We start from the raw sequence: 24,130 nt of genomic DNA, 5'->3' as shown, positions 1-24,130 counted from the left end.
TTAACTAATTAATTAAAAAAGCGTAAATAGCACCAAATATACATACACATGCTTAGTTCAATTTCGCCGGCGGCAGGGAGATTATTGATCTCGGAACCGTTTATGCTCGATCCTAATTTTAAGCGTTCGGTTATTTTAATAGCCGAATTTTCTGCCGGAGGCGCAATGGGTTTTGTGCTTAACCAAGTTAGCGATATGTTATTGGGTGATATTATTCCCGAAATATCGTATTCCGAATTTCCGCTCTTTAAGGGCGGCCCCGTGGGTAGTAACACGCTTCATTTTGTACACCGCTGTCCGCAAAAAATTGACGACGGAATAGAAATATGCAGCGGTATTTTTTGGGGCGGTGATTTTGAACAAGTGAAAGAGCTGGTTAATACCTACCAGCTAAATGATACCGAGATTAGATTTTTTGTAGGATACTCTGGCTGGAGCGAGGGGCAGCTTGAGGGCGAATTAAAAGAAGATACCTGGATTGTTGCCAATTTAATTAACCCCGATATTTTATTTAATAACAACGAAGAATCGTTGTGGAAAAGCGCCGTGGTTGGCCTTGGCCAGCGTTATGCCCATATTGCTAACTTTCCCGAAAACCCGGCGTTAAATTAGTTCACCAGCCGTTAGTTTACTAGTTGCTAATTTATTGGTATTACATTCTTAATAGTTTTTTTACATTTTTAATTAATAATACTGCTACGTTTGCACATACTAATAACCATTTAACTAATGGCTAATGAACTAATTAAATGAAGAGTATATGCGTTTTTTGCGGAGCCAATTTTAATGGCGACCCTGTTTTAAAACAAGCCGTTAACTTATTGGCCGAAGTGCTGGTTTCCCAAAATATAACTTTAGTATTTGGCGGCGGTAAAGTAGGGGTAATGGGCCTTATGGCCGATGCTGTTTTGCAGCGTGGCGGTAAAGCAATAGGTGTTATTCCGGGCTTTTTGATGGATAAGGAAGTTGGCCATACTGGTTTAACCGAAATGCATGTTGTTGAAAACATGCATCAGCGCAAGCAATTAATGAACGACCTTAGCGACGGTATTATAACCCTGCCCGGCGGTTTTGGTACCCTCGAAGAATTTTTTGAGGTGCTAACCTGGCTGCAATTAGGGCTGCACAAAAAACCTATTGGCATACTTAACGTAAACGGATTTTACGACTTTTTGTTGAAACAGATGGATGTAATGGTTGAGCAACGCTTTTTAAAACCTGCTAATCGCGAACTGGTATTAACATCTGCCGATGCAACCGAGTTGGTTAGCCTGATGCAAACTTTTAGTGCCGAACCTGATGAGGTTTGGTTTAAAGAGCGTAATTTATCATAAAAAAAATTGCCCCCTTAAAGTGTGTGCGTGTGGGTTGTAATAAGCCATGCCGCCAAAATTATAATTACCGCTAACGAAAGCACTATAGCTACCAGCGATAATAAGGTGAGCAATTTTGATTTCATAAAAGAGCTACGTAATTGCATGGTAATTAATGGGTTTTGTTTTGAGATAAGCCTAAAAGAGGGCACCCTATACGGATGATGAGATAGTTTACTCTGGTTAGTTTTTTCATGCTTGGTTGTTTAGATGCAGCTAAACTACCCGGCTTAAATGAAAATTAGATGAAGGCGGGCTCAAGTTAACATTATTTAACAAATTGAATATTTGCAGCTAATTGTAAACCCGCTAAAGCTGATAGCATAATAAAAAAGGGGAATAGCTATTACTCTGTTCCCTTTTTTTATTATGCTTATTTTATTAGTTATTGGTACACCTTAACCATGAATACATAGTTCTGCAACTTGCTTATTTGTTGGGTACGGCTAACGTTTGTTAACTTGCTTTTGGTGTTTAAGATGATTTTATCAGATTTTAACGAATCTGATTGGATAGATTGAATAGCTTTAAACAAGTATTTAGATTTTATGGCGAATGCATTTCCATCAGCATGTGCAACTTTGCCACTTACCATAGCAATAATATTACCTCGTGAATCAAAAACGGGCCCACCGCTATTGCCGAAGTCGACATCCATCGATAATTGATATTTAACGGTATCACCTTTATAGCCGTTCCCTGAGCTTAAATAGCCTTTTGTATAAACGCCATCTTCTTTTGAATAGCCAGAATATCCGTAAGTAAACACATCTTCACCCATGTCCGATTTGCTTTTCTTAAAACCATATGGTAATGCAGCTAAAGCTTTAAAAGATGGATCGGAAATTTTCAGGATGGCAATATCGTGAGCTGGATCTGTAGAGATGATCTTTGCGTGAAAAGCTTCGCCGTCGGCATTTTGTACGTATACAGAATCGGCCGCGCTTACTACGTGGAAATTAGTTGCCAAATAACCATCTGTTGTTAATGCAAAGCCGGTACCTGTGTTATGATAGTTAGATGGAGGAGGTTTAACACCAATAGTATTACCGGTTAAATGTGTAAGAGAACTTTTTATGTCTTCGTTAGACTTTTTAATTTGCCCCACTTCCCGTGATAGCTGGGTGTATTTGTACTCGGTATTTTGTGTTTTTAAATATCCGGTAAAAAATAAGGTACCCAAAACCGCAAATATAGCGATAGAAGCAGCTACTGATATTTTAGAATGATGATTTCTCCACAAGCGTACTATTAACGATGGGTGATGTACAAACTCATCCTTTAATGCCTGTACATCAATTTCGTTATGAATATCGTTAAGCAGGTTTTCAAACGCCACACGTTCGCCGTATTGCTTTATGCGGGCGGTAAATTCCTGGTGTTCTTTTACAGCACTATCAACACCAGTATTTTCGTTACGCAGTATCTCAAAACGGGTACGCTCGTCGGCAGTCATTTCGCCGTTAAGGTACCTTTCAATTACCGCCAATAATTCAATATCACTCATCTTCTTTTCCTCCATTACTTTTGCTGAAAAAATAGTTTTTTTAACCGTTGCAGGCATTTATATTTTTGCGTTTTGGCATTATCAGCATTGGTATAGCCAAACTTTTCGCAAATTTCCTGCATCGATCTGTTATTTATATAAAAGTCTTCAATAATGGTTTTACAGGGTTCGCCTAATAAACTCAGTGCTCCGGCCATTTTATCAAACTGTATATCCTTTTCCTCGTGGTTAGTAAGGTCTTCCTCTACAGGCAAAAAATCCTGAAAATCATGAATGTCGCCACCGTAACGGCTCATCTGGCTTAGCCTTTTAAGCCATAGCCTGCGGCAAACCGAATAGATAAACGTTTTAAGCTTACTGCTTAATTCAAAATTACCTGTCCTAACCTTATTATAAAGAACGATAATAGCTTCCTGGTAAACGTCTTTAGCATCATCCTCATTGCCATTATTGCTGATAACCAATTGCAGCACCATAGGGAAATAAGCGATATAAATTTTTTTAAGCATAGCTTCCGAATTATTCAGAATGCCTAAAATAGCTTCGTTATCTGCCGGTGCTGTGTTGTTCACATTATTATTCACTACTTAATACGTTTATTTTTAAATTGTAACCCAAGCAAAATAATATATTTTTTTTGGAGGGTGGGGGTGTGTTGTAAAGAGCCTCAAAAGTAGTTTAAAATTAACAAAAACGGGTTTAAGTGCCGCAGCTTATCGGGTTAATTACTTAACCACCTCATTTAAAATGCAATTTTTGTTAAAAGGTTACCTTTTATGCTTTCTGGTATCAATACAAAAAACAAAAATCATGAAAAACTCAACTAAATTAACTGCACTAGTTTTAACACTTACATCGTTAATTGTGGCCTGCGATCCGTCAAAAACTTCTTCTGCCCAAAAGCCCGATTCGCTTGCCACTACCACAACCACCAGCGTGGTTGACACGGTTAAAAAAGATACAACAGGCAAGGTTGTAGCCGAGAAAAAAGACTCAACAACCACCCAAAAAACCGTTGCAGAAAAAAAATAATTATGATAGCTTTTTATTTTTATTAAATAAAAAAATAATCGGGTTACCTTTTCTAATTATGCGTATTAAAGTAAAATCTAAAAAAAATTCTCAACATGAAAAATTCATTCAAATTAGGCGCTTTAGCTTTAGTAGTATCTTTAACTGTTGCAGCTTGCGGTAGCAACAAATCTACTACTACCACTACTGATACAACTAAAACTACTACTGTAGATACTTCAGCTAAAGCTGCTGGTGATACAACTAAGAAAGACACTACTAAAACTACTGTTACTTCTTCAGTAAAAGATACTGTTACCAAAAAGTAATTTGTCAAAGTAATTAGTAAAAAAGGTAATTCAATTATTTTTTTAAATAATTGGGTTACCTTTTTGCATTTACAGTATTAAGACTAAACTATTAATCACTTTTAAAAAAATTAACAATGAAAAACGCAATTAAATTAGGCGCATTAGCTTTAGCAGTATCTGTATCATTTGCTGCTTGTTCTGGTAAAAAAGCAGCAGCTGGTGCTGATTCAGCTGCTAAAGCAGATTCAGCTGCTAAATTGGCTGCTGACACAACTAAGAAAGACACTACAGCTAAAATGTCTGCTGACACAACTAAAAAAGATACTACTAAAAAAATGTAATTCTTTCTTTAGGAAAAGAGAAAGCCTTGCAATTTATTGCAGGGCTTTTTTTTGTGCCATAGCCATCCCAGGCAGCACCATTGCTAGGTTTTAAACGTACTTTTACCGCATGAAGGCGGATAAGCGCGATTATGATGCTATAGTAGTAGGCTCGGGACCAAACGGCCTTGCCGCCGCCATAGCTATGCAGCAGGCCGGTCTTTCTGTTTTAATAGTAGAGGGTAAAGATACTGTAGGCGGCGGCCTGCGCTCGGCGCAATTAACTTTACCTGGTTTTGTACACGATGTTTGTTCGGCCATACATCCGCTGGCTTTGGGTTCGCCATTTTTTAATTCCCTGCCACTTGCAAAGCACGGCCTGCAATACATACAGCCAACTTACCCCGCTGCCCACCCGTTTGATGACGGGCAGGCGGCTTTATTAACCAGATCGGTAAGCCAAACAGCAGGTTTGCTGGGTGCCGACAAACAAAGTTACCTGGATTTAATGGAACCCGTTGTTAAAAACTGGCCATTAATTGCTGCCGATGTTTTAGGCCCTCTGCACTTACCAAAGCATCCTTTAGCTATGGCTCAGTTTGGCTTGCAGGCTTTAAAACCCGCAACAAACCTGGTAAAGCGTTTTAAAACTGGAGGGGCAAAAGCTTTATTTGCGGGTATGGCGGCACATGCTATTCAGCCGCTTTCAAACATTGCTACATCGGCCATTGGTTTAGTGTTAATGGCTGCCGGGCATTTATACGGCTGGCCCATACCAAAAGGCGGTTCGCAAAGCATTGCAAATGCGCTGGCGGCTTATTTTGTATCCATTGGCGGCAAAATTGAAACCGATTTTTACGTTACATCATTAAATCAATTACCATCCTCACGTGCTGTTTTATTTGATGTAACACCCCGCCAACTGCTGCAAATTGCCGGGCATAAATTTTCGCCAATTTACAAATGGCAGTTAGCGCGTTATAGATATGGCATGGGTGTTTACAAAATAGATTGGGCTATTGAAGGTGCGGTTCCCTTTACCGCCGAAGAATGTAAACACGCTGGTACAGTACACATAGGCGGCACGCTGGCCCAAATTGAAGCAGCCGAACAACAAATTTGGCAGGGTAAACATGTTGATAAGCCCTTTGTATTACTGGCACAGCAAAGCGTATTTGATAGTAGCCGTTCGCCGCAAGGCAAACACGCCGTTTGGGGTTATTGCCATGTGCCCAACGGATCTACAAAAAACATGACTGATATTATTGAACAACAGGTTGAACGTTTTGCCCCAGGCTTTCGCGATAGGATACTGGCGCGGCACACTATGAATACCGTACAGATGGAAGAATACAACCCAAACTATATTGGCGGCGATATTAATGGCGGAGTAATTGATATCGGTCAGCTATTTACACGCCCGGCGTTGCGGCTTTCGCCTTACCGTACATCGGCTAAGGGCTTGTATATCTGTTCGTCGTCAACCCCGCCGGGCGGTGGCGTGCATGGTATGTGCGGTTATTGGGCGGCAAAGCGGGTGCTGAAGGATATATTTGGAAAGGGCGTTAAAGATTTGCCAACTTTTTAAAAGTTGTCAAATCTAAAATCATTTGCACATCCGCACATTTACACACCTGCACATTTAATTAATCTCTATATTTGGTTAGTATATGCTGTTTGTTTATCCTGCATTTTTATTTGGGCTTTTATCGTTAGCCATACCTGTTATTATACACCTGTTTCATTTCAGGCAGTACAAAAAGGTGTATTTTAGTAACGTACAGTTTCTGAAAAATATTCAGCAACAGCAGTCATCCCGCAAAAATCTTAAAAAATTACTCATTCTTATTACGCGGTTACTGGCGGTTTTTTTCCTGGTTTTGGCTTTCGCCCGACCATTTATCCCGGCTAAACAAAATATAACAGTAGGGAAAACGCATTTGGTAAGCATTTTTGTTGATAATTCGTACTCCATGCAAACCGTTAACCGGGAAGGCAGTTTGCTTGACGAAGCCCGCCGCCGTGCCAAAGAAATAGCATCCGGCTACGGCATTAACGATAGGTTTCAACTGCTTACGCAGGATTTTGAAGGCAGGCACCAACGCCTGCTCAACCGCGATGAATTTAACGACGAGGTTGACAAAATAAAAATTAGTCCGCAAAGCAGGCAATTGCAACAAGTAGTTAACCGCGCCCAAAGCTTGCTCAATACTCAATTTAATGGCCAAAAGGCCTTATATGTAATATCCGATTTTCAAAAAAATATGTTTTCGCCAAAGGCGATAACAACCGATACGGCTGTGCAATTGGGCCTGGTAGAGCTAAAGCCAAATTTATTGCCCAACATTGCGGTAGATTCGGTATGGTTATTAAGTGCCGTACACCGCCCCGGCGAAAGCGAAAAACTGGTAGTACGCCTGCACAATTATGCCGACCAAAAGGCCGAAAAAGTGCCGCTTAAATTGCTAATTAACGGTCAGCAAAAAGCATTGGGTGGTTTTACATTAAATGCCAGGGGAGTACAAAACGATACATTAAGTTTTTCGGGCTTGCAAGCCGGCTGGCAACAGGGCGAAATAGATTTGCAGGATAACCCTGTTAATTTTGATAATCAGTTTTATTTTACATTTAAGGTGCAACAGCAAATGCCGCTTTTACTTGTTGACGGAGGCGCACCCAACCCATACATACAGGCTGTATTTAACGCCGATGCCTTTTTTAAACCCCAATTGGTGCATAATGGCAATATTGATTATGCTGGTTTAGCCGCTTACCCGTTGGTTGTTTTAAGCGATTTAAAAACCATTTCGACAGGGTTGGCGCAGCAATTAAAAACATATGTTAGCAACGGCGGTACATTACTGGTTTTCCCGGCAGATGGTGCCGATGTAGCCAGCTATAAGTTGTTGCTTCAACCACTTGCCGCCAATTATCCCGGCAAGGTATTAACCAACGGTGGCAGGGTATCGTATATCAATTTACAAAATGCGTTGTTTAAAAATACGTTTGAGCAGCTTCCGCAAAACCCCGATTTACCGGTTGTGCAACGCTACTACGATTTGGAAGGTTCATCCCGCAACAGCGGCGAAAACTTAATGGAGCTGCCCGGTGGTAAAGCGTTTTTTGGCGTGTATCCTTATGCCAAGGGCCGTACTTATGTATCAGCAGTGCCTTTAGATGATAGTTACAGCAATTTGGCGCATCATGCATTACTGGTGCCTTTGCTGTTCAGGATAGCTTTGCTGAGCGGGCACTACCCGGCTTTGTTTTATACCATTGGTAATGACGAAGCCGTAGAAACGTTACCAATACAGGCAACAGATAAGCAGGTTTTAAAACTGCACAAGGCGCAGCAAGTAATTATTCCGGATGTTAGGCAGCAGGAGGGCACCGTACTTTACCTGAGCGACCAGGTGCATGAAGCGGGTAACTATACCTTACAAAAGCAAGATAGCCTGATTGCCGTGTTGGCCTTTAACAGCAGCAGAAGTGAATCGGACTTGACGTATTTGAGCAGTGCCGAACTGAAAGCCAAAATTAGCGGTAAGCAAGGCACTGTTATACAGGCAGGTGCGGCTTCGTTAAAAGATACCGTTGCTAAAACAAATATTGGCTTAGAATTATGGAAACTTTGTATAATTTTGGCCCTGATAAGCCTTGCAGCCGAAATAGTGTTGTTAAGATTTTATCAGCCTGAAAAACAAGTGGTTCCGGTAAATAATAACCCAACATAAAAGCACCGCCCAAAAATGAATTTGCTTATTAAATCTGCCCGCATTACCGATCCAAATTCAACCTTTAACCAGCAAATTGCCGATATTTTAATTGAAAACGGTGTTATAACCCAAATAGCGCAAAGTATACAAAGCAACTTTGAGGTGTTTGATGCCACCAATAAAATAGTTACTCCCGGTTTTTTTGATTTGAACTGCAATATTGGCGAATTGGGCCTCGAAACTAAAGAGGATATACAAAGCGGTAGCAAAGCCGCCGCCGCAGGTGGTTTTACGGGCCTGGCGTTAATGCCTAACACGCAGCCGCCGGTGCATTCAAAATCCGAAGTTGAGTTTATATTTAATAAATCCAGGGGTAATTTGGTTGATATTTTTCCCTTAGGTACCATATCGCACAAGTGTGAGGGTAAGGATATGGCCGAGATGTATGATATGCACCAAAGCGGCGCCAAAGCTTTTACCGATGGTAAATACCCCGTACAGGATGCCGGGTTAATGGAGCGCGCCATGTTGTATGCACAGGGTTTTGAAGGCCTGGTGTTTTCGTATCCCGAAGATAAGGCTATCGCCGGTAAGGCTAAAGTACACGAGGGTGAGATAAGTACGTTATTGGGCATGAAGGGCATACCCGCGTTGGCCGAAGAATTGATGATAGCACGCGACCTGTATCTGGCCGAATATACAGGCTCTAAAATTCATTTTAGCACCTTGTCTACCCGTCGTTCGGTTGATTTGGTGAGGCAGGCCAAGGCAAAAGGTTTGAAAGTTACCTGCGATGTTGCCGCTCACCATTTGGTATTAACCCATGCCGATTTGCTGGGTTTCGATTCGCAATACAAAGTTAAGCCACCTTTACGTACCGACGATGATGTTGCCGCCTTGATAACTGGTTTAAACGATGGAACTATTGATGCCATAGTATCGCAACATACCCCTCACGAAATTGAATTTAAAGATGTTGAGTTTGAGGTTGCCGAATTTGGTATGATAGGTTTACAAACCGCCCTGTCGCTTACTTTACAATCTGGCTTATCTGTTGATACTCTGGTGCAAAAACTGGCTGTTGGCCCGCGACGCATATTGAATTTAAACGTGCCATTTATTGCCGAAGGGCAGCAAGCCAACTTGGTAGTATTTGATGCCAAACAGGAGTGGACTTATACCAAGCAGAATAACCAATCCAAATCATATAATTCCCCGTTTATTGACAAGCAATTAACGGGGAAAGTTTTGTTAACTTGTAACAATAACCAGGTATTTAAATCCTAATATTATGATGGACCCCCAAATTCAGACAGCTTTAACAAGCGCAGTAGCAGTTTTTGCTGAAAAAAATGAGCTTAACACTAAAGCCATTCAAAACGATTTAATTAAAGTATTCTCCAGCGATGAGGATTTTTTATCGAAGGTTGATTTACTGGATGCCGCTTTTGACGACTATCCGCAGATGGAAGCTTTGCGCGAAGTTTTTTTTGATTTGCTGCTGATGAACTTTTTTAGCGCCGATGTAATTAAATTAGAAGAAGATTACCTGGATTCGCCGGAGTGGGAGCAGATAGAAGAAGACACGCTTGACCGCGGAACCGAGCTATTGAACGTGTTGCTATACCTTAACGAATGCAAAGACGAAGATATTGAGCCCGAACTGGAAGATTTTTTGAAGGAATTTTTGCTGGTTGAAGAAGACGAGTTTCAAGACGAGCACCGCATTTACGAACCTATAATAGCCAACCAGATATTAATGGAAAGCTCGGTTGAAGACATTGCCAAAGCAGCAGTAGGTATTGACGAAGAATCGGAACTGAAAGAATTATTTTACCCCATCATGTGCTTTTTTTACGATGTTGAACCATCAACAGATGTGAAAAAAACCATCGAACAAAATTCGGTTGCACAAGATTTCGATATGGCTGTTTTTACTATATTAGAGAACTTTAATCAAAACTAATTTCCGATGGAAACTCTTGAACAAAAAATAAAAAAAAATGCTGCTATAAACGGTGTACTTTTTGGAGTTATCTTTTTAGTGCTGGGTATATTCTTATTTTATTTTATCACCTTAATGACAACCAATTTTTGGATGATTACCATAATTGGCCCCCTCTCGATAACCGTGCTGATACCGTTAGGGATAGCCATTTGGTTATGCTTTGATTTGAGAAAAAAAATAGGTGGCTTTTGGAATTTTAAACAAGCTACAACCGGCATATTTATAATGTTTTTGGTTACCTACCTTGTGTCGACAATAGGAAACTTAGGTTTTTCAACCCTTATAGAACCCGATATGGCACAAAAGATGAAAACCGTGTTTATAAATGGTACTACCACCATGATGAAGAAACAAGGTGTAGATCACGATAAAATAGATAAACAAGTTGAGCAGGTTGAAAAAAGCATGGATAAACAATCCGACCACTCTCCATTAACCATGTTAAAAGGCGCAGGTATTGCTATCATTATTGATTTTGTACTCGCCTTAATATTTGCCGCCATGTTTAAAAAAGAGCCGCTTTTATATGCAAATGATACCGACGAAGTTGAAAATGCAGGTTTAGACCCAACTTTGTAATTTAGTCACCCATCTATAAAAACAACAAAAGCGGCCTTGTGCCACGAATGGTCGGAAGATTAATCTTCCGACTTTTTTGTTTTATAGTGGTTAGTTAGTTTTATATAAGCAATTGATTTTCAATTATTTATCTTGTTTTTATCATATTGATTTGCTATATTAATAGCTGATAATCAATATGATATGGCCATTTTTAAAGAACATAACGTCACTGTAAAGCAGCTCTTAGGCTTCATTCCGGAAGCGTTGATAGCAAATTTTCACTTACAACCAAGATCGATCATTACGCAAAGTTTCTGTACGGCAATAAGCTGTTTTATTTGCTGCTCTATGGTATTTTGGACAATGACAGGCTTAGCCAGCGAAGCCTTGAGGACACATTCAACGATTCCGTCTTCAAGATACTTTTTAACCTTGATGAAGATGAAAAGGTACGCAGAAGTTCTATTTCTGAAAGATTATCTAAAGTAGACCCAGACTATTTCAGGCAGATCTACGAATGTATTTATGAGCAGTTTTCAGGGGCATATATCGTTATCTAGTGTTACTGTAGTTGCAAACGTATGTCTTGCAATGTGGGTCGTCAGATTCTTGTCAATGCCAGCGAGGTCTGCAATTTCTTTAAGGTAGGCATTCATCTTTTGGTTGCTTTTAACTGGCAATAGCCTGTTCTCTACATCACGGCATGAATGGCCTTCATATTTATTTAGGATCTCGATTGCTTGCGGAATAAGAGGAACATTAGCTTCGATCTTTGTCTTTGTGCGGGTGGTTTTAATCCATAGGACTTTATCTTTACCGCTTACGATATTTTGTGGTGTTAATTTTTCTACATCAACAAAAGCATATCCGGTAAAGCAGCAGAAAAGAAAGGTGTCCCTTACCTCGTCGAGCCGCTTCACTTTAAATTCATGCGAGGCCAATAATTCAATCTCCTCCCATTCTAGGACATCCCGGTTGACTTTCCGATAAGTACATTTAAAGGCATTGAACGGATTATGAATTAGCCATTTGTTATTTACCGCCAGGTTAATGATCTTTTTCAGGTTTTTAATGTAATATTCATCCTTATTAATAGTGTAGCGTAGTTGTAACTTTTTGCGGAAATTGCTGTTGGTCAATTAATGAAGATCGCAAAAATCAAAGATTTCAACTATAAAACCGGCCAAGTCGTTGTCGTGGGCGCTTCTGCGGGTGGCCTGAATGCGCTGGACGCTTTAATCCAGCAATTACCGGAAGATTTCCCTGCGCCTGTGCTAGTGGTGATGCACATTTCCCCGGATGCTACCGGAAATGTGTTATTAGATGCTTTGAATAAACATGGTAAATTAAAATGCGGACATGCCATACACGGTGAATTGTTTAAAGCCGGGCGGGTGTATCTTGCGCCGTCCGATCACCATCTCCTGATTGAAAAAAACGGTGAACTGCACGTTACCAAAGGAGCGGCTGAAAACCGCTCTCGTCCCGGTATTGATCCGCTGTTCCGTTCTGCCGCAGTCGCTTTCGGAAACCGTGTGACCGGCATTATTCTGACCGGCTACCTTGATGATGGCACTGCCGGTATGATCGCCATTCAAAGGTGTGGCGGCATTTGTATCGTACAAGACCCCAAAGAAGCGCAATATCCCGACATGCCTAAAAATACCTTAAATCAGTTGAAGGCAGATTATTGCGTGCCAATAGCAGAGATGGGCGGTATCTTGGCTACACTCATGGCAAGAAAAGTGGGCAGGCAAAAAACAATACCAGATGACATTCAAAGAGAAGCAAAGATTGCCGAACGAGTGCTGAGTGACCTGCCTGCGGTCAATTCCCTGGGTGAACAAGTTCCGTTTAACTGTCCCGGTTGTGGGGGCGTACTCTGGAAGATGGACAAAGGTTCTTTTGTACGTTATAGGTGTCATACCGGCCATGCTTATACCTCTGCATCACTACTCGCTTCCCAAACTCAAAAAATTGAGGAAACCATGTGGATAGCCCTACGCATGTTTGAAGAGCGAAAAAACCTGCTCACTACGGTAGCTAAAGAACAAAAGGGGGCAACTTCACGCATGGCTGCGGAGCGGGCGGAATCGTCGCAGGTTCATATAGACCGTATTCGGGCTATATTGCTGGCAGATGATAAGCCTACCAAGAGTGATCTGCCGATATAAATCCCTTGCTTTATCGCTTTATTAATAAATGCTTTAGGCTACTTGCCCAAGCTTCATTATTTGTTGCCCGATGTTCGCATATGCAACCAACAGAAAAACTTACTTTCGAGCAGCTACCCGTAGCCATCTCCGAATTATTGGAAAGAGTCAGAAGAATAGAGGCGATGCTTTGCGGTGAAAAGATTGCTTTGGATATACAAGATGAAATGCTCGACATTAAAGAAGCATCGGCATTTTTAAAATTGGCGGTAGCTGCCATTTACAGCAAGGTTTGCCGTGGTGAGATTCCAGCCACCAAGCCAGGGCGGCAATTGTATTTTAATAAGGCACTCTTTGAGGTACAATTCAGATGTGAAAATAGGCAAAACGGCACAAAAAAATCAAAAAATATTAGCAAGTGCATATTTGCTTAATTTATTGATTTTTTGCGTTTTAAGTGGGAGAGGTTTGTGGAAATTTGGCTAATTATTTGCCGATACAGAAAGTACTATATAATTGACTGTCAATCAGTTGTTTAACTAAAGGTACAATATAGGTACAAATTTTAAGATAGGCATAAATAATTGAAAATCAAAATTTTATTTATACTCTTTTTTATAAAATGCATATTGTTGATTAACAGTGTGTTATGCCTAATACGGGTACAGTTTTTGATAAAAAACTGTACCTATGTAAATAAAAAACTAAAGAAGTGATAATTAGCGTTTGAGGACGTGTAAGGTCCTGCAATAATTCTTATTTGTACAACAAAGCTGCTATAACATTGGCATTTAAGCTTAGTTGGTTATTAATTAATTAATGCTATGGGTATTCTACCAATGCCGTGGCGCTCATTCCGCCATCTGCTATGATATTCTGACCGGTGCTATAAGATGATTGGTTCATAGCTAAAAATGCAATGATGTTTGCCATTTTACATTTAGCCTCTTGATTTCGAGTAGCCTATTGCCAAATAATACAATCAAGTGGGATTGACTGCCTGTAGTTAATTCATTACCCGGTAAGATTTAGGTGACTGTCCTGTTTTGCTTTTAAATAACTTTGTAAAATGAGAGGGATGTTCAAACCCCAAATCGAAAGCAATTTCAGTGATCGTGTTATCGGTACTCCACAACAAGTGCTTCGCTTTATCGATTAGCTTTCGATGGATGTGCACCTGGATAGATTGCCCCGTATATTTTACTAAAAGATCAGACAAATAATTTGGAGAACGGTTCAAACGGTCTGCAAAATATTTAACGTCAGGCAATCCCAGGTTAACCAGAGAGTCTAATTTAAAATAATCATTTAGCAGCAATTCAAACTGTTGCACCAGATCATTGGCCGGTTTTGCGCGCGTCAAAAATTGCCTGTCGTAAAACCGCCCTGCATAGGAGAACATTAATTCCAGATTGGTCAGGATTAACTGGTGCGAATGCGTATCTAAAGTATTGGAAATTTCCTTTCCTATATTTTGAAGAGTGGCTTCTATCACCATTTTCTCTCCGTCAGATAAATGAAGCCCCTCGTTAAAATCGTAGCCAAAAAACGAATATTGAGTTAACTGATGCCCCTTGGCAGTTGCGTTAAAAAAATCGGGATGTATAAATAGTCCCCAGCCTTCTACCTTGTTGGACGGATCTGGCATAATCACTTGATCCGGGGCGGCAAACAGCAAGGTGCCTTCAGCAAAATCAATATTTGTACGGCCATATTTAAACGTTCCATCAACTTTTTTCAGGGTAATGGCATACATGCCTAGCCGGTAGGCAACATCGGGTTCCCGATACGTGCGGTCTACCTTACCCATATCTACTATGGTGATCAGTGGGTGCAGTGGCTTGTCGTACCGGAAGAACTCATGCAGTTCAGTAATTGATTTAATATCAAGATACTTCATTATACCATTTATGCTTGTAAATATAAAGCTAAGAAAAATTAGTACCGGCATAAAAATATGCCGGTACTTTAACAATGCTTAGATCATTATGCCACCGCCTACTTCAATGCGCTGGGCATTGACAAACCTGCTGTCATCTGATAACATAGAGGTTACAAAGAGCCCAATGTCATCTGCCACGCCCAGGCGGCCAATAGCTGCTGCCGCAGCAATTTGCTGACGGTGTTCCTCATCCCCTTTGCCACCGCCAAACTCAGTATCAATAGCACCGGGAGCTACGCTGTTTACACGAATTTTACGAGCAGCATATTCTTTAGCAAAATATCGGGTCAAGCCCTCAAGACCAGCTTTCAAAGCACCATAAACTGCTGTACCGGGGAAGGCGAACCGGGCCAACCCTGATGAAATGTTAATAATCTGTCCGCCATCAACAATTAAAGGGATTAACTTTTGTGAAAGAAAGAAAACTCCTTTCAGGTTAACATTTACCAGTTGGTCAAATATTTCCTCTGTGGTATCCTGGATCAGCGATCTTTGGGCGATACCCGCGTTATTTACCAGGTAGTCGAAGTTGTCCCGGCCCCATTCTTCATGCAAGACAGCTGAAATTTGTTTTGCAAATTCATCAAATGAGGCGGGTTTACCTGCATCCAAATGTAAAGCGATGGCTTTACCACCAGCATTATTGATTTCGTCGGCGACGGCCTGACCGCTTTCAGGTTGGCTATTGTAGGTTAGTATTACGCCAAGTCCTCGTTTGGCTGCATTAATTGCAATGCTTCTTCCTATACCACGGCTACCACCGGTAACCAATACAACTTTTGAGGTTTCATTAGATGTTGTCATTTCTTTAGTTTTTTGTTGAAACAAAATTCCGGCAAATCCAGGCGGAGCACTTGTAACTATTACAGAAGTATTTATATTTTTTCCAGATTTAACAAACTTTATTAAGGTTGCTACTCACCATTCAATGGCGTATTTCTAATTATAACGTTATCCATAAAGATGTTTTAAATTATAACTTTTATTCGTTTATATATGTTCTCCTCGTATGTAATTAAGAAGTTAAGTCCAAATAGCTCAATTCATTGCAATGGAAAAACAGCACTTCTATCAACCGCATTCGGGCTATATTGCTGGCAGATGATAAGTCTACCAAGAGTGATCTGCCGATATAAATCCCTTGCTTTATCGCTTTATTAATAAATACTTTAGGCTACTTGCCCAAGCTTCATTATTTGTTGCCCGATGTTCGCATATGCAACCAACAGAAAAATTTACTTTCGAGCAGCTACCCGTAGCCATCTCCGAATTATTGGAAAGAGTCAGAAGAATAGAGGCGGTGCTTTGCGGTGAAAAGGTTGCTTTGGATATACAAGATGAAATGCTCGACATTAAAGAAGCATCGGCATTTTTAAAATTGGCGGTAGCTACCATTTACAGCAAGGTTTGCCGTGGTGAGATTCCAGCCACCAAGCCAGGGCGGCAATTGTATTTTAATAAGGCACTCTTTGAGGTACAATTCAGGTGTAAAAATAATCAAAACGGCATAAAAAAACCAAATATATTAGCAAATATAAATTTGCTTAATTTATTGATTTTTAGTGTTTTAATTGGTAAAAGTTTGTGGAAATTTGGCTAATTATTTGCCGATACAGAAAGTAATTACGATTGACAATCAACAACTTATACCTAACGAGGAACAAATAAGGAACAAGAAAACCAAAGGCGACATTAGGTAATAATTTCGCCTATAATTTCTCCTATATATTACTAAAACGTTTAAGGTTAATTTAACAACAATCAGGATGTTTTCAACTGCTGTTTTAATATTTCAATTACCTCATCTTTGCTTTTTATTACAGCGTCTTTTTCTTTGATTACTGTATCATACAGGTCTACTATTTTTTCTATCGAATTAGTGTTATAAACCGTATTGACAGCATTATCATTAAAACTAAAGGAGAAGTTGTTGATAATGGCATTTTCATTAAAATTCTTTATCGCTTCAGGAGTAATATCCAATGCATTTGCTATTCGATCTAATAAATCATCGTCGATCTTTTCTTTCTGTTCTATTCTGGAATATTCTGATTGCAGAATATTGAGTCTCGCAGCCATATCCTTTTGTGTCATTCTTCGCAGTCCGCGCAAACTTGCAATGCTTTTTCCCAAATGAGCCATGATTCAAAGTTAGTTCAGTAGTTAACGAAAACAACCCATCACATATATCTGATAATATATGGCGTAAAATATGACAGTTTTAGCATAAAATATAACATCTGAAATACACATATATCTAAATGGCGATACTATTTTGCATCCCAATCGCCGCCAGCCCCTAAAGCACCCGGCTCTGCATCGTTTACCGAGTTCTTTTTTGCCTTGTTTCCCAAACATTAAAAACTGCATGATCTAATGCGTTACATCAGGTTTCCATAAACCTGCCGGAAAATGCCGGTAAAACTGGAAAACATTCCTTCTGCCCTGATTTCAAGCTATCATATATCAATTTGTCATCACAGTTTTTTACCTGTAAAAAGTCTAAGTCTATTTGTTTTTCTTGTGCTTTATTCTTCACACTAAAATGTAATCGCCTGATTATTATTTCGTAACACCAAAAAATGCTTTTATGCCCTTCTGTTACCAACGAAAATTTGCCTTTCTGAAGATACTGGCTGTCTTCTTTTGCCTGGTCACAAGCCAGTTTACCGCCTCCGGTGCAGGTACCGACAGTTCGATGAAGTACGACCTTACCCCCGGCGGAATATTTGATAAAATTGTGGATATGTACGGCAATACCACCAGCCTATACCAGCTCGCGATCAACGACAGGTTACGGAATGCCGCCGGGCCGACCACTGCGCCACTGGTCATGTCCACCTGCTCCTCAGGGTATTTCCAGCTATGGATGGAACCCGGGTCAGGGATGGAGAATTTTGCATCCAACCCCACACACATGGCGAGGTTAAGCGTAGTCTGCCAGGTACTCAACGACATCAGCAGCTTTATCCACTGCCCGCTTTCCTCAACAGGGCAGAAAGTGAATATCTATGTGCGCGACCCGACGCTCGCCGGGCTGCCACTGTTTGCAGGGGCTGCGGCCACCCCTTATTATGCACTGCCTTATGCACCCACTTTAACGACCAGCGGCATTGCCGATAACCTGGCCTGGATCACCATGCACAGCGGGGTGGATGCCTACACCAATGTAATCAGCCCTGTACAGACCAGCACTTCATTTTTTCACGCCAAAGTGGCGATCAACTTCTCGGGCGGCATCGTCTGGAACACGGACCTTTCCAGGGCACCCCTGTCAAACGAAGCTGATTTATATTCAATTTTTTTTCATGAAGTAATGCACGCGCTGGGCCTGGTTTCCCTCATCAACCCAGCTGGTAATTCTGCTTTTAACGTACCCTACTATTATTATGGCCGCTACGACCAGTTCCTGCAAAATGCCGCAGGTACTTACCTGATCAGCAATTCCGGTTCGTGCAGTATGTATAATTATACGTTCAGGGGAACGCCAACAGACCTGCACCCCAATATAGCCAGCTGCATTACTGACCATACCGTATGCGGTACCGCCGTCAGGTTCGTGGACGGCAGCATGGTACAGCCCGTTTATACCCCCAACTGCTGGGAGATCGGGAGCAGCCTGAGCCATATCGAGGATGAGTGCAAGGTGCCGGTAACTTTTTCCCCGGCGCCGCCTGCAAGCAACAACCTGTATTTTGCCATGAGCAACGCCATTTCGCTCGGGAAGATGAAAAGGTACCTTAAAGGGGAAGAACGGCAGATCATGTGCGACCTCGGCTACCAGTGCGACCCGCATTTCGGCCATGTTTACAACCTCAATGACACCAACTATGGAACGGGTGCGACCTGCCCCGGCATCAATGTGGCCGGTATTATTGACGGGCTTGGCAGCGGGGGCAATTACCTCTATGTGGCCAAACAGGGTTTCCCCGATACGCTGAACGGCACGGTCATTAAAGGCGGCGCCCCGTTTGCCTATAACATCCTGGCCAATGATTACAACGCGGATTCTTTCGTGTGCGCCGAAGTGATCATCGGCAGCGGCACCCTGAATGTTACCGCAGGGACAAGCACCTCGACATTGATATATACCCCATCGTCAACATCCACACCGGGTGTCCACCTGATCCGCTACGTCCCTGTTAACGGCGCGACCGGCGCACGGGGCAACATCACCTACATCTATGTTTACGTGGGCAGCGGCAACTGTACGCCGAGCGGGTGCAACCTTGTCAATAATGGAGGTTTTGAAAGCAGTACCTTTTGCGGCACTTTCGCCACCTATGCGCCCTTCATTTATACCCCTTCTACCGTTGACTGCTGGTCTGCCGTCAGTTCTTTGCCTTTTCTTTATTCAAAAGGGTGCCCGGCAGGTTTCGGATGGTTTGATTGTAACATCCCGACTACCGAAACCATACCATCAACAGACATCCATGCGGCAAGCATCGGCACCAATAACCATTTCATCAACCTGACCGGGGCTGCCTATGACAATACCAGCACCGGGGAAAGGATCTTACAGAGTTCTGTTGTCCAGACGACCCTGAACACCGGGCTGCAACCCGGTAATACCTACGTGGTCACCTATTGGGCGAAGATCGAGACAGCGGTCAACCCGGCACTGAGTTCCGGTTATTTCCCTACGGTCATCGAACAGAACACGCATATCCAGTTCTGTGCCAGCCAGTCGGTCTTAGCGCCCATAGGCGGTGCGTTTGGGCTGTTCTACCCGCTCAAGCCGGGGATCGTACCGCTTGCCCAGCACCAGATCATCAAGGATGCCAACAACTGGCATTCCTATACCGATACCTTTAAATATACAGGCACCGATGTGCTGAACAATTTCATTATTGCGAACGCCCCCGGCCTCAATAGCTACACGAACGACTATACGACCAATATCTACTTCGATGATGTGAGCCTGCAACCCCTGAGCGCCACCACGCTCTTTACTGCGCCCGACACTTTAAGGACAAGCGATACGGTTGCCGACCTCGGCCTGTATGTGACCATACCCGGCGGCAGCTTTACCGGCCCCGGTGTGGTCTATACCGGCGGGAAGTATAAATATTACCCCTACATGTCCGGGCCGGGCGTGATCACCGTTACTTACAATTATACCGATGGCGCGGGTTGCAGCCAGCATGTCGTCCACGACTTTATCGTGCTATGCGCCCCGTCATCGTCCCTGAGGGTTACCGCCAACATCAACCCGGTGTGTAATGGCAGGCCGGTAGTGATCACCGCTTCGGGTGCGAACAATTACAGCTGGACGGTATCTTCGGGAAGCGTTTTTACTAATTGCATCAATTGCAGCACCAGCGCCAATACCGATTACCCGGGCGGCACCACCATTTATACCGCCACGTCCACTATTTCCGGCTGTATATACCAGGTGTCGGACACGGTAACCACCAACCCGCTGCCCACACCTTCGATCAGCCCTTCGGGCACGGTGTCTATTTGCGCGGGCACCAATGCCACGCTTTCCGCATCGCCCACAGGTAGCTATACCTACCTGTGGAGCAACGGGAGCACAACCCCGACCATCAGCGTTTCGGGCGGCGGCTATTCCGTTACCGTTACCAACAGCGCCACGCATTGCTTTGCGACCTCGGCGCCCACAACCATCAACACCATACCGCTGCCATCCTATACGCTCAGCCCGTCGGGCAGCGTTTCAGCTTGCGGGTCTGTCGTGCTGCACTCGGGCGTTAAAAATGCCTATATCACGCAGTGGCAGTGGAACGGCTCCAACATATCGGGTGCTTCCGATTCCAATTACACGGCAACAGGTTCCGGCACCTACCGGGTTGTACTGATTAACGGATGCGGTACCGTCACCTCTCCCAACATCAACGTGACCATCACCGGCGCACCTGCGCCGACCATTATCTACAATGGCAATACGGTTAGCGGCACTTCGCTGTCTATCTGTTATGGCGATGTAATTTCAACCCCTACGGTGGCCGGTTATACTTACCAGTGGTACCTGAACGGTACCATGATCGCTGGTGCCACATCTGCCAATTATACCGTTACAGGTAGCGGCTCTTATACCGTGGTTGCCAAATCGGCGCCTACCTGTTCTGGCACTTCTACGGCAGCAACGATCACCGTTTTCGGCACTGCATCTGGCTGTAGCCCCTGCACGGTTTTCGGCGGTTCGCCGGGCACGGCCTTTACCATGCTGGGCTGCACTACCTGTACGTCTGCCAACTTCGCCACCGGCGGCAAGTACTTCGTACCGGGCAATATTACCCTGAGTGGCACCATGACCATAAAAAATGCTGATATTATGGTGAATGGCGGTTCGAACATTACCCTTGCTTCAGGTGCCAGGGTAACGCTGGACAGCGCACACCTGTTTGGCTGTAACCCCCTTTGGAACGGTATCACTTACAATGGCAACCCGGCAGTGCTGAATATGATCCATAGCACATTGATCGAAGACGCGGTTACCGCTGTTAATATGACGAGTGTGCCATCCAGCACCTCCAATATCTTCACATCCGATGGGGCTATCTTTAACCGTAACCAGTTGGGCATACTCATAAGCGCTTACCAGAGTACCAGCCTGTCGGTTTACCCGTTCACTATCCGCAATACGGTATTCACCTCCAGGAACCTGGTGCGCAGTTACAACAGCTGGCCGGGCGTAGATACGCTTAAAATGTTGAGCGGCACACCCGACGGCTACCGTTCGCCCTATATACTGAATAACTATACCTCCGCAACCCTTCAAAATGGCGCAGTAGCGCAAATGGGGATGCAGATACAAAGTGTAGGTTCCGGCGGCAGCCTGTACCGGGAAATAAAGGTAGGCGATGAAACGGCAGACGGTTACCTGAACGTAATGGACAATATGCAGTTCGGTATTTATGCGCACAACTCCAACATGAGCGTGGTGAACAGCGCATTCTGCAACATGGTGGGCGCACCCAACCAGGGCAACGGTATCCTGGCCGATTGCAATGCCACGCAGGACATGGTGTACCGCCTGCGCGTGTACGCAGGTACTACCAGCCGCGCCAACAAGTTTTACAACTGTTCGGCAGATGCGGTAGGAAGTTTTTATCCTGCGGAGTTCCTGTTCCAGGGCAACTATGTGATCAGCACCCACACCAACAGCTGGCCGAGGGGCTGCTTTGTTAAAACGGCCAATTATTACGCAAGCCTTCAGGCCAGCAACAATACCCTTGTGAATGTGGAAACGGGCATCAATATAGCCACGACCACCAATGTATCGGCCGGGGCTATCAACATGAACAGCAACTACATACAGGCCACACCACCTGCTTATTCCAGCGGGGTGTATCCGGCCAACCGGTATATCGGCAACGGCATTGCTGCATCAAACGCGGCATCAAACACCTGTAATACGTGTAAAACAACCCTGAACGCTAACAGCAATAATATAGCCGATGCTTATAATGGTATATTATTGAACAGTTTTGGCAACATGTCTACTTCGAGCGCCAACCTTAATACCATCGTACTAATAAAGAAAACTTTTGGTACCCAGCAAAGCGGTATAGCCTGTTTCCAGATGTCCAAACCGTATATCTATAGTAATATTGTCACATCGGCTGGTGGCACTCTTACGAGCGATACCAGTATTGACGCTGTACGGGTGGGAAACAGTACCACCAACGGTTTTGTGAACTGTAACACGGTCTCATACATGGGCAAGGCTTTTGAATTTACCGGGGCGCAGAGTATGCAATGGGTACATAATACGATGAATTCCCACCACGACGGTTTGTTTATCAGGAACGGGTTTATTGGCCCGCAGATGAATGTAACGGTTGGGGCTGCAAAATACGGCGCGATCAATGATAATACATGGCTGGGCCCATACACCAACCAAACCTATTTACTCAATTCGGTTGATACTTTTTCGAGGTTGTATTTTACTGCAGCCGGCGCAGCACCGATAAGTAATGGCAGTAATTCATCAGTGTTCGGATATAAATATTTATGGGGGACGAGCTTACTAATCAAAACATATTCTGTTTTTATTGACCCATGTCCCGCACCTGTATTTAACCCGTGGATAGCCTTGGGGCCTACGACCAAGTCGCTACATTTTTCACCGATTATGCAGTGGAAAGACCAGAATGCCCTATACCGCAGCATATTGGAAGACAGCACGGCAGTTGACAGTCTCGATCTGATCAGTGATTTTTATACCCTTGCTTCTACCAGCAGGTATGCCACACTTGCCAACATAGAAAATGCGCTGGCCATTGGCGACTATAGCACAGCCGCCTCACTTTTAGGTGGCAGCTTCAGCGCAATGTCTCCCACCGGGCCCGACGGCTTGGGGGTAGAAGTGGCCGATTATGATTCTGCCAACCAGGTAGTGAGCAATTACCTGTCTTACTACAATCTGTATCTGAACTACCGAATAAATAACCTGTCTTCAACAGACAGCGGCCAGATAAGCTACCTGGCCAGCCTCTGCCCGGACGTGAATGGCGATGTGGTTTACCAGGCACGTGCGCTATATAACCTTGTGTACAACAATCTGGCCCCTTTTGATGACAAGAATTGTTTGAGCGGCACCGGCATGAAAATGGAACCTAACCAGCCATTGACTAAAACGCTGTCAATCGACAGGCCACAATACATCCTGTTCCCTAATCCATCGAACGGGGATATTCAGCTGCAACAACTGATACAGGATAAGAACCCGGTAAGGGCGGAAGTATGGAATGAACAGGGGCAACGGATACTACAGAATACCCTGCTGTTTAACAATGGTAAATACCATCTTGACCTGAAAGGGATTATGCCGGGTATCTACCTGCTACAACTAAGGGACAGTAATGGGCGCAATTACTTATTGAAATTTACCGTAAATTGAGGAGTATGAGCAGTAAATGGTTAAAATATAGAAAATGGGAGGCACCTTTTAAGGGGTGCTTCCTTTTACTGGTAATTATTACAAGCTTTTTGAAACCCAATTATTCATTTAGCCAAGCTAATTATGTTCTAAATCCTGGTTTTGAAGATTACAGTAAATGCCCATACAACTATGATCAAATAAAATTTGCCAATTATTGGTCACCAATAGATACTGTAAACCACCCAACATCCTATGATACTGTTGGTAGCCCACATTGCACACCTGAATATTGCAATGTTTGTGCTGGTACAAACCGTCAGACTGGAGTGCCACAGAATGAATTTTATAGTCATTCTACGCGGTCTGGAAATGGTATG

General features: G+C 43.1%; 20 protein-coding genes. 14 read left to right on the top strand and 6 right to left on the bottom strand.

What is annotated here, in order from left to right:
• Positions 1-48: 48 nt before the first annotated feature.
• Together BDD43_RS22770 and BDD43_RS22765 are read left to right on the top strand one after the other, a co-directional pair.
• Entirely contained in the window at positions 49-612 is a 564-nt protein-coding gene (locus BDD43_RS22770) for a YqgE/AlgH family protein (protein WP_121200071.1), read from the top strand.
• A gap of 137 nt (positions 613-749) precedes the next feature.
• Positions 750-1,334, top strand: coding sequence for an LOG family protein (locus tag BDD43_RS22765; protein ID WP_121200069.1), 585 nt, complete (start codon positions 750-752; stop codon positions 1,332-1,334).
• A 424-nt stretch (positions 1,335-1,758) separates the two neighbouring features.
• Here the strand turns inward: BDD43_RS22765 and BDD43_RS22760 are convergent, their stop codons facing one another.
• Positions 1,759-2,937: a S1C family serine protease gene (locus BDD43_RS22760; protein ID WP_246001744.1), complete on the bottom strand. Its 1,179-nt coding sequence runs from the start codon at positions 2,935-2,937 to the stop codon at positions 1,759-1,761.
• Positions 2,895-3,464, bottom strand: a complete 570-nt coding sequence (locus BDD43_RS22755) for an RNA polymerase sigma factor (RefSeq protein WP_211339715.1) — start codon at positions 3,462-3,464, stop codon at positions 2,895-2,897. Before BDD43_RS22755 ends, BDD43_RS22760 begins: the two co-directional genes overlap by 43 nt.
• 226 nt (positions 3,465-3,690) lie before the next feature.
• Here BDD43_RS22755 and BDD43_RS22750 point away from each other — a divergent pair, with 226 nt between their 5' ends.
• The 8 genes from BDD43_RS22750 (at position 3,691) to BDD43_RS22715 (ending at position 10,825) form a co-directional block, all read left to right on the top strand.
• The gene (locus BDD43_RS22750; protein ID WP_147425719.1) at positions 3,691-3,912 is read left to right on the top strand and encodes a hypothetical protein; all 222 of its coding nucleotides are present in this window, start codon (positions 3,691-3,693) and stop codon (positions 3,910-3,912) included.
• A 95-nt stretch (positions 3,913-4,007) separates the two neighbouring features.
• Positions 4,008-4,220 carry a hypothetical protein gene (locus tag BDD43_RS22745; protein ID WP_121200066.1) on the top strand — a complete coding sequence of 71 codons (213 nt, stop codon included), beginning with the start codon at positions 4,008-4,010 and terminating at the stop codon, positions 4,218-4,220.
• Between the two features lie 116 nt (positions 4,221-4,336).
• Positions 4,337-4,543, top strand: coding sequence for a hypothetical protein (locus tag BDD43_RS22740; protein ID WP_121200064.1), 207 nt, complete (start codon positions 4,337-4,339; stop codon positions 4,541-4,543).
• 109 nt (positions 4,544-4,652) lie between these two features.
• Complete coding sequence (locus BDD43_RS22735) at positions 4,653-6,110, top strand: phytoene desaturase family protein (protein ID WP_121200062.1); 1,458 nt, start codon at positions 4,653-4,655, stop codon at positions 6,108-6,110.
• 82 nt (positions 6,111-6,192) lie between these two features.
• Positions 6,193-8,256, top strand: a complete 2,064-nt coding sequence (locus BDD43_RS22730) for a BatA domain-containing protein (protein ID WP_121200060.1) — start codon at positions 6,193-6,195, stop codon at positions 8,254-8,256.
• Positions 8,257-8,271: 15 nt separating this feature from the next.
• Entirely contained in the window at positions 8,272-9,525 is a 1,254-nt protein-coding gene (locus BDD43_RS22725) for a dihydroorotase (RefSeq protein WP_121200058.1), read from the top strand.
• A gap of 7 nt (positions 9,526-9,532) precedes the next feature.
• Positions 9,533-10,204: a hypothetical protein gene (locus BDD43_RS22720; RefSeq protein WP_121202088.1), complete on the top strand. Its 672-nt coding sequence runs from the start codon at positions 9,533-9,535 to the stop codon at positions 10,202-10,204.
• Positions 10,205-10,210: 6 nt separating this feature from the next.
• On the top strand, positions 10,211-10,825 hold the full coding sequence (locus tag BDD43_RS22715; protein ID WP_121200056.1) for a DUF4199 domain-containing protein: 615 nt from the start codon (positions 10,211-10,213) through the stop codon (positions 10,823-10,825).
• 518 nt (positions 10,826-11,343) lie between these two features.
• Here the strand turns inward: BDD43_RS22715 and BDD43_RS22705 are convergent.
• Positions 11,344-11,946, bottom strand: a complete 603-nt coding sequence (locus tag BDD43_RS22705) for a site-specific integrase (protein WP_121200055.1) — start codon at positions 11,944-11,946, stop codon at positions 11,344-11,346.
• Between the two features lie 3 nt (positions 11,947-11,949).
• Between BDD43_RS22705 and BDD43_RS22700 the strand changes: the two genes are divergently transcribed.
• Positions 11,950-12,981: a chemotaxis protein CheB gene (locus BDD43_RS22700; protein ID WP_121200053.1), complete on the top strand. Its 1,032-nt coding sequence runs from the start codon at positions 11,950-11,952 to the stop codon at positions 12,979-12,981.
• Positions 12,982-13,061: 80 nt separating this feature from the next.
• On the top strand, positions 13,062-13,394 hold the full coding sequence (locus BDD43_RS22695) for a helix-turn-helix domain-containing protein (RefSeq protein WP_211339713.1): 333 nt from the start codon (positions 13,062-13,064) through the stop codon (positions 13,392-13,394).
• 572 nt (positions 13,395-13,966) lie between these two features.
• Here BDD43_RS22695 and BDD43_RS22685 read toward each other — a convergent pair.
• Together BDD43_RS22685 and BDD43_RS22680 are read right to left on the bottom strand one after the other, a co-directional pair.
• Positions 13,967-14,860, bottom strand: a complete 894-nt coding sequence (locus BDD43_RS22685) for a helix-turn-helix domain-containing protein (RefSeq protein WP_121200052.1) — start codon at positions 14,858-14,860, stop codon at positions 13,967-13,969.
• 78 nt (positions 14,861-14,938) lie between these two features.
• Positions 14,939-15,706 carry an SDR family NAD(P)-dependent oxidoreductase gene (locus tag BDD43_RS22680; RefSeq protein ID WP_121200050.1) on the bottom strand — a complete coding sequence of 256 codons (768 nt, stop codon included), beginning with the start codon at positions 15,704-15,706 and terminating at the stop codon, positions 14,939-14,941.
• A gap of 412 nt (positions 15,707-16,118) precedes the next feature.
• On the opposite strand from BDD43_RS22680, the gene BDD43_RS22675 reads away from it, so the two are divergent.
• Positions 16,119-16,502: a helix-turn-helix domain-containing protein gene (locus BDD43_RS22675; RefSeq protein ID WP_121200048.1), complete on the top strand. Its 384-nt coding sequence runs from the start codon at positions 16,119-16,121 to the stop codon at positions 16,500-16,502.
• A 161-nt stretch (positions 16,503-16,663) separates the two neighbouring features.
• Here the strand turns inward: BDD43_RS22675 and BDD43_RS22670 are convergent, their stop codons facing one another.
• Positions 16,664-17,044 carry a helix-turn-helix domain-containing protein gene (locus BDD43_RS22670; RefSeq protein ID WP_121200046.1) on the bottom strand — a complete coding sequence of 127 codons (381 nt, stop codon included), beginning with the start codon at positions 17,042-17,044 and terminating at the stop codon, positions 16,664-16,666.
• A gap of 448 nt (positions 17,045-17,492) precedes the next feature.
• Here BDD43_RS22670 and BDD43_RS22665 point away from each other — a divergent pair, with 448 nt between their 5' ends.
• Positions 17,493-23,771: a T9SS type A sorting domain-containing protein gene (locus tag BDD43_RS22665; RefSeq protein ID WP_121200044.1), complete on the top strand. Its 6,279-nt coding sequence runs from the start codon at positions 17,493-17,495 to the stop codon at positions 23,769-23,771.
• Positions 23,772-24,130: the final 359 nt, after the last annotated feature.

Origin of the sequence: Mucilaginibacter gracilis (assembly GCF_003633615.1) — a bacterium.
In the GTDB taxonomy this organism is placed as follows: domain Bacteria; phylum Bacteroidota; class Bacteroidia; order Sphingobacteriales; family Sphingobacteriaceae; genus Mucilaginibacter; species Mucilaginibacter gracilis.
Note: the sequence above shows the minus strand (reverse complement) of the source record. Positions and strands in the feature narration are given on the sequence as shown.

Excerpts from the sequence above, each read along its gene's own strand:
- BDD43_RS22770 (WP_121200071.1), top strand. The coding sequence starts at position 49 with ATGCTTAGTTCAATTTCGCCGGCGGCAGGGAGATTATTGATCTCGGAA.
- BDD43_RS22765 (WP_121200069.1), top strand. The coding sequence starts at position 750 with ATGAAGAGTATATGCGTTTTTTGCGGAGCCAATTTTAATGGCGACCCT.
- BDD43_RS22760 (WP_246001744.1), bottom strand. The coding sequence starts at position 2,937 with ATGCCTGCAACGGTTAAAAAAACTATTTTTTCAGCAAAAGTAATGGAG.
- BDD43_RS22750 (WP_147425719.1), top strand. The coding sequence starts at position 3,691 with ATGAAAAACTCAACTAAATTAACTGCACTAGTTTTAACACTTACATCG.
- BDD43_RS22745 (WP_121200066.1), top strand. The coding sequence starts at position 4,008 with ATGAAAAATTCATTCAAATTAGGCGCTTTAGCTTTAGTAGTATCTTTA.
- BDD43_RS22740 (WP_121200064.1), top strand. The coding sequence starts at position 4,337 with ATGAAAAACGCAATTAAATTAGGCGCATTAGCTTTAGCAGTATCTGTA.
- BDD43_RS22735 (WP_121200062.1), top strand. The coding sequence starts at position 4,653 with ATGAAGGCGGATAAGCGCGATTATGATGCTATAGTAGTAGGCTCGGGA.
- BDD43_RS22730 (WP_121200060.1), top strand. The coding sequence starts at position 6,193 with ATGCTGTTTGTTTATCCTGCATTTTTATTTGGGCTTTTATCGTTAGCC.
- BDD43_RS22725 (WP_121200058.1), top strand. The coding sequence starts at position 8,272 with ATGAATTTGCTTATTAAATCTGCCCGCATTACCGATCCAAATTCAACC.
- BDD43_RS22720 (WP_121202088.1), top strand. The coding sequence starts at position 9,533 with ATGGACCCCCAAATTCAGACAGCTTTAACAAGCGCAGTAGCAGTTTTT.
- BDD43_RS22715 (WP_121200056.1), top strand. The coding sequence starts at position 10,211 with ATGGAAACTCTTGAACAAAAAATAAAAAAAAATGCTGCTATAAACGGT.
- BDD43_RS22700 (WP_121200053.1), top strand. The coding sequence starts at position 11,950 with ATGAAGATCGCAAAAATCAAAGATTTCAACTATAAAACCGGCCAAGTC.
- BDD43_RS22695 (WP_211339713.1), top strand. The coding sequence starts at position 13,062 with ATGCAACCAACAGAAAAACTTACTTTCGAGCAGCTACCCGTAGCCATC.
- BDD43_RS22685 (WP_121200052.1), bottom strand. The coding sequence starts at position 14,860 with ATGAAGTATCTTGATATTAAATCAATTACTGAACTGCATGAGTTCTTC.
- BDD43_RS22680 (WP_121200050.1), bottom strand. The coding sequence starts at position 15,706 with ATGACAACATCTAATGAAACCTCAAAAGTTGTATTGGTTACCGGTGGT.
- BDD43_RS22675 (WP_121200048.1), top strand. The coding sequence starts at position 16,119 with ATGCAACCAACAGAAAAATTTACTTTCGAGCAGCTACCCGTAGCCATC.
- BDD43_RS22670 (WP_121200046.1), bottom strand. The coding sequence starts at position 17,044 with ATGGCTCATTTGGGAAAAAGCATTGCAAGTTTGCGCGGACTGCGAAGA.
- BDD43_RS22665 (WP_121200044.1), top strand. The coding sequence starts at position 17,493 with ATGCCCTTCTGTTACCAACGAAAATTTGCCTTTCTGAAGATACTGGCT.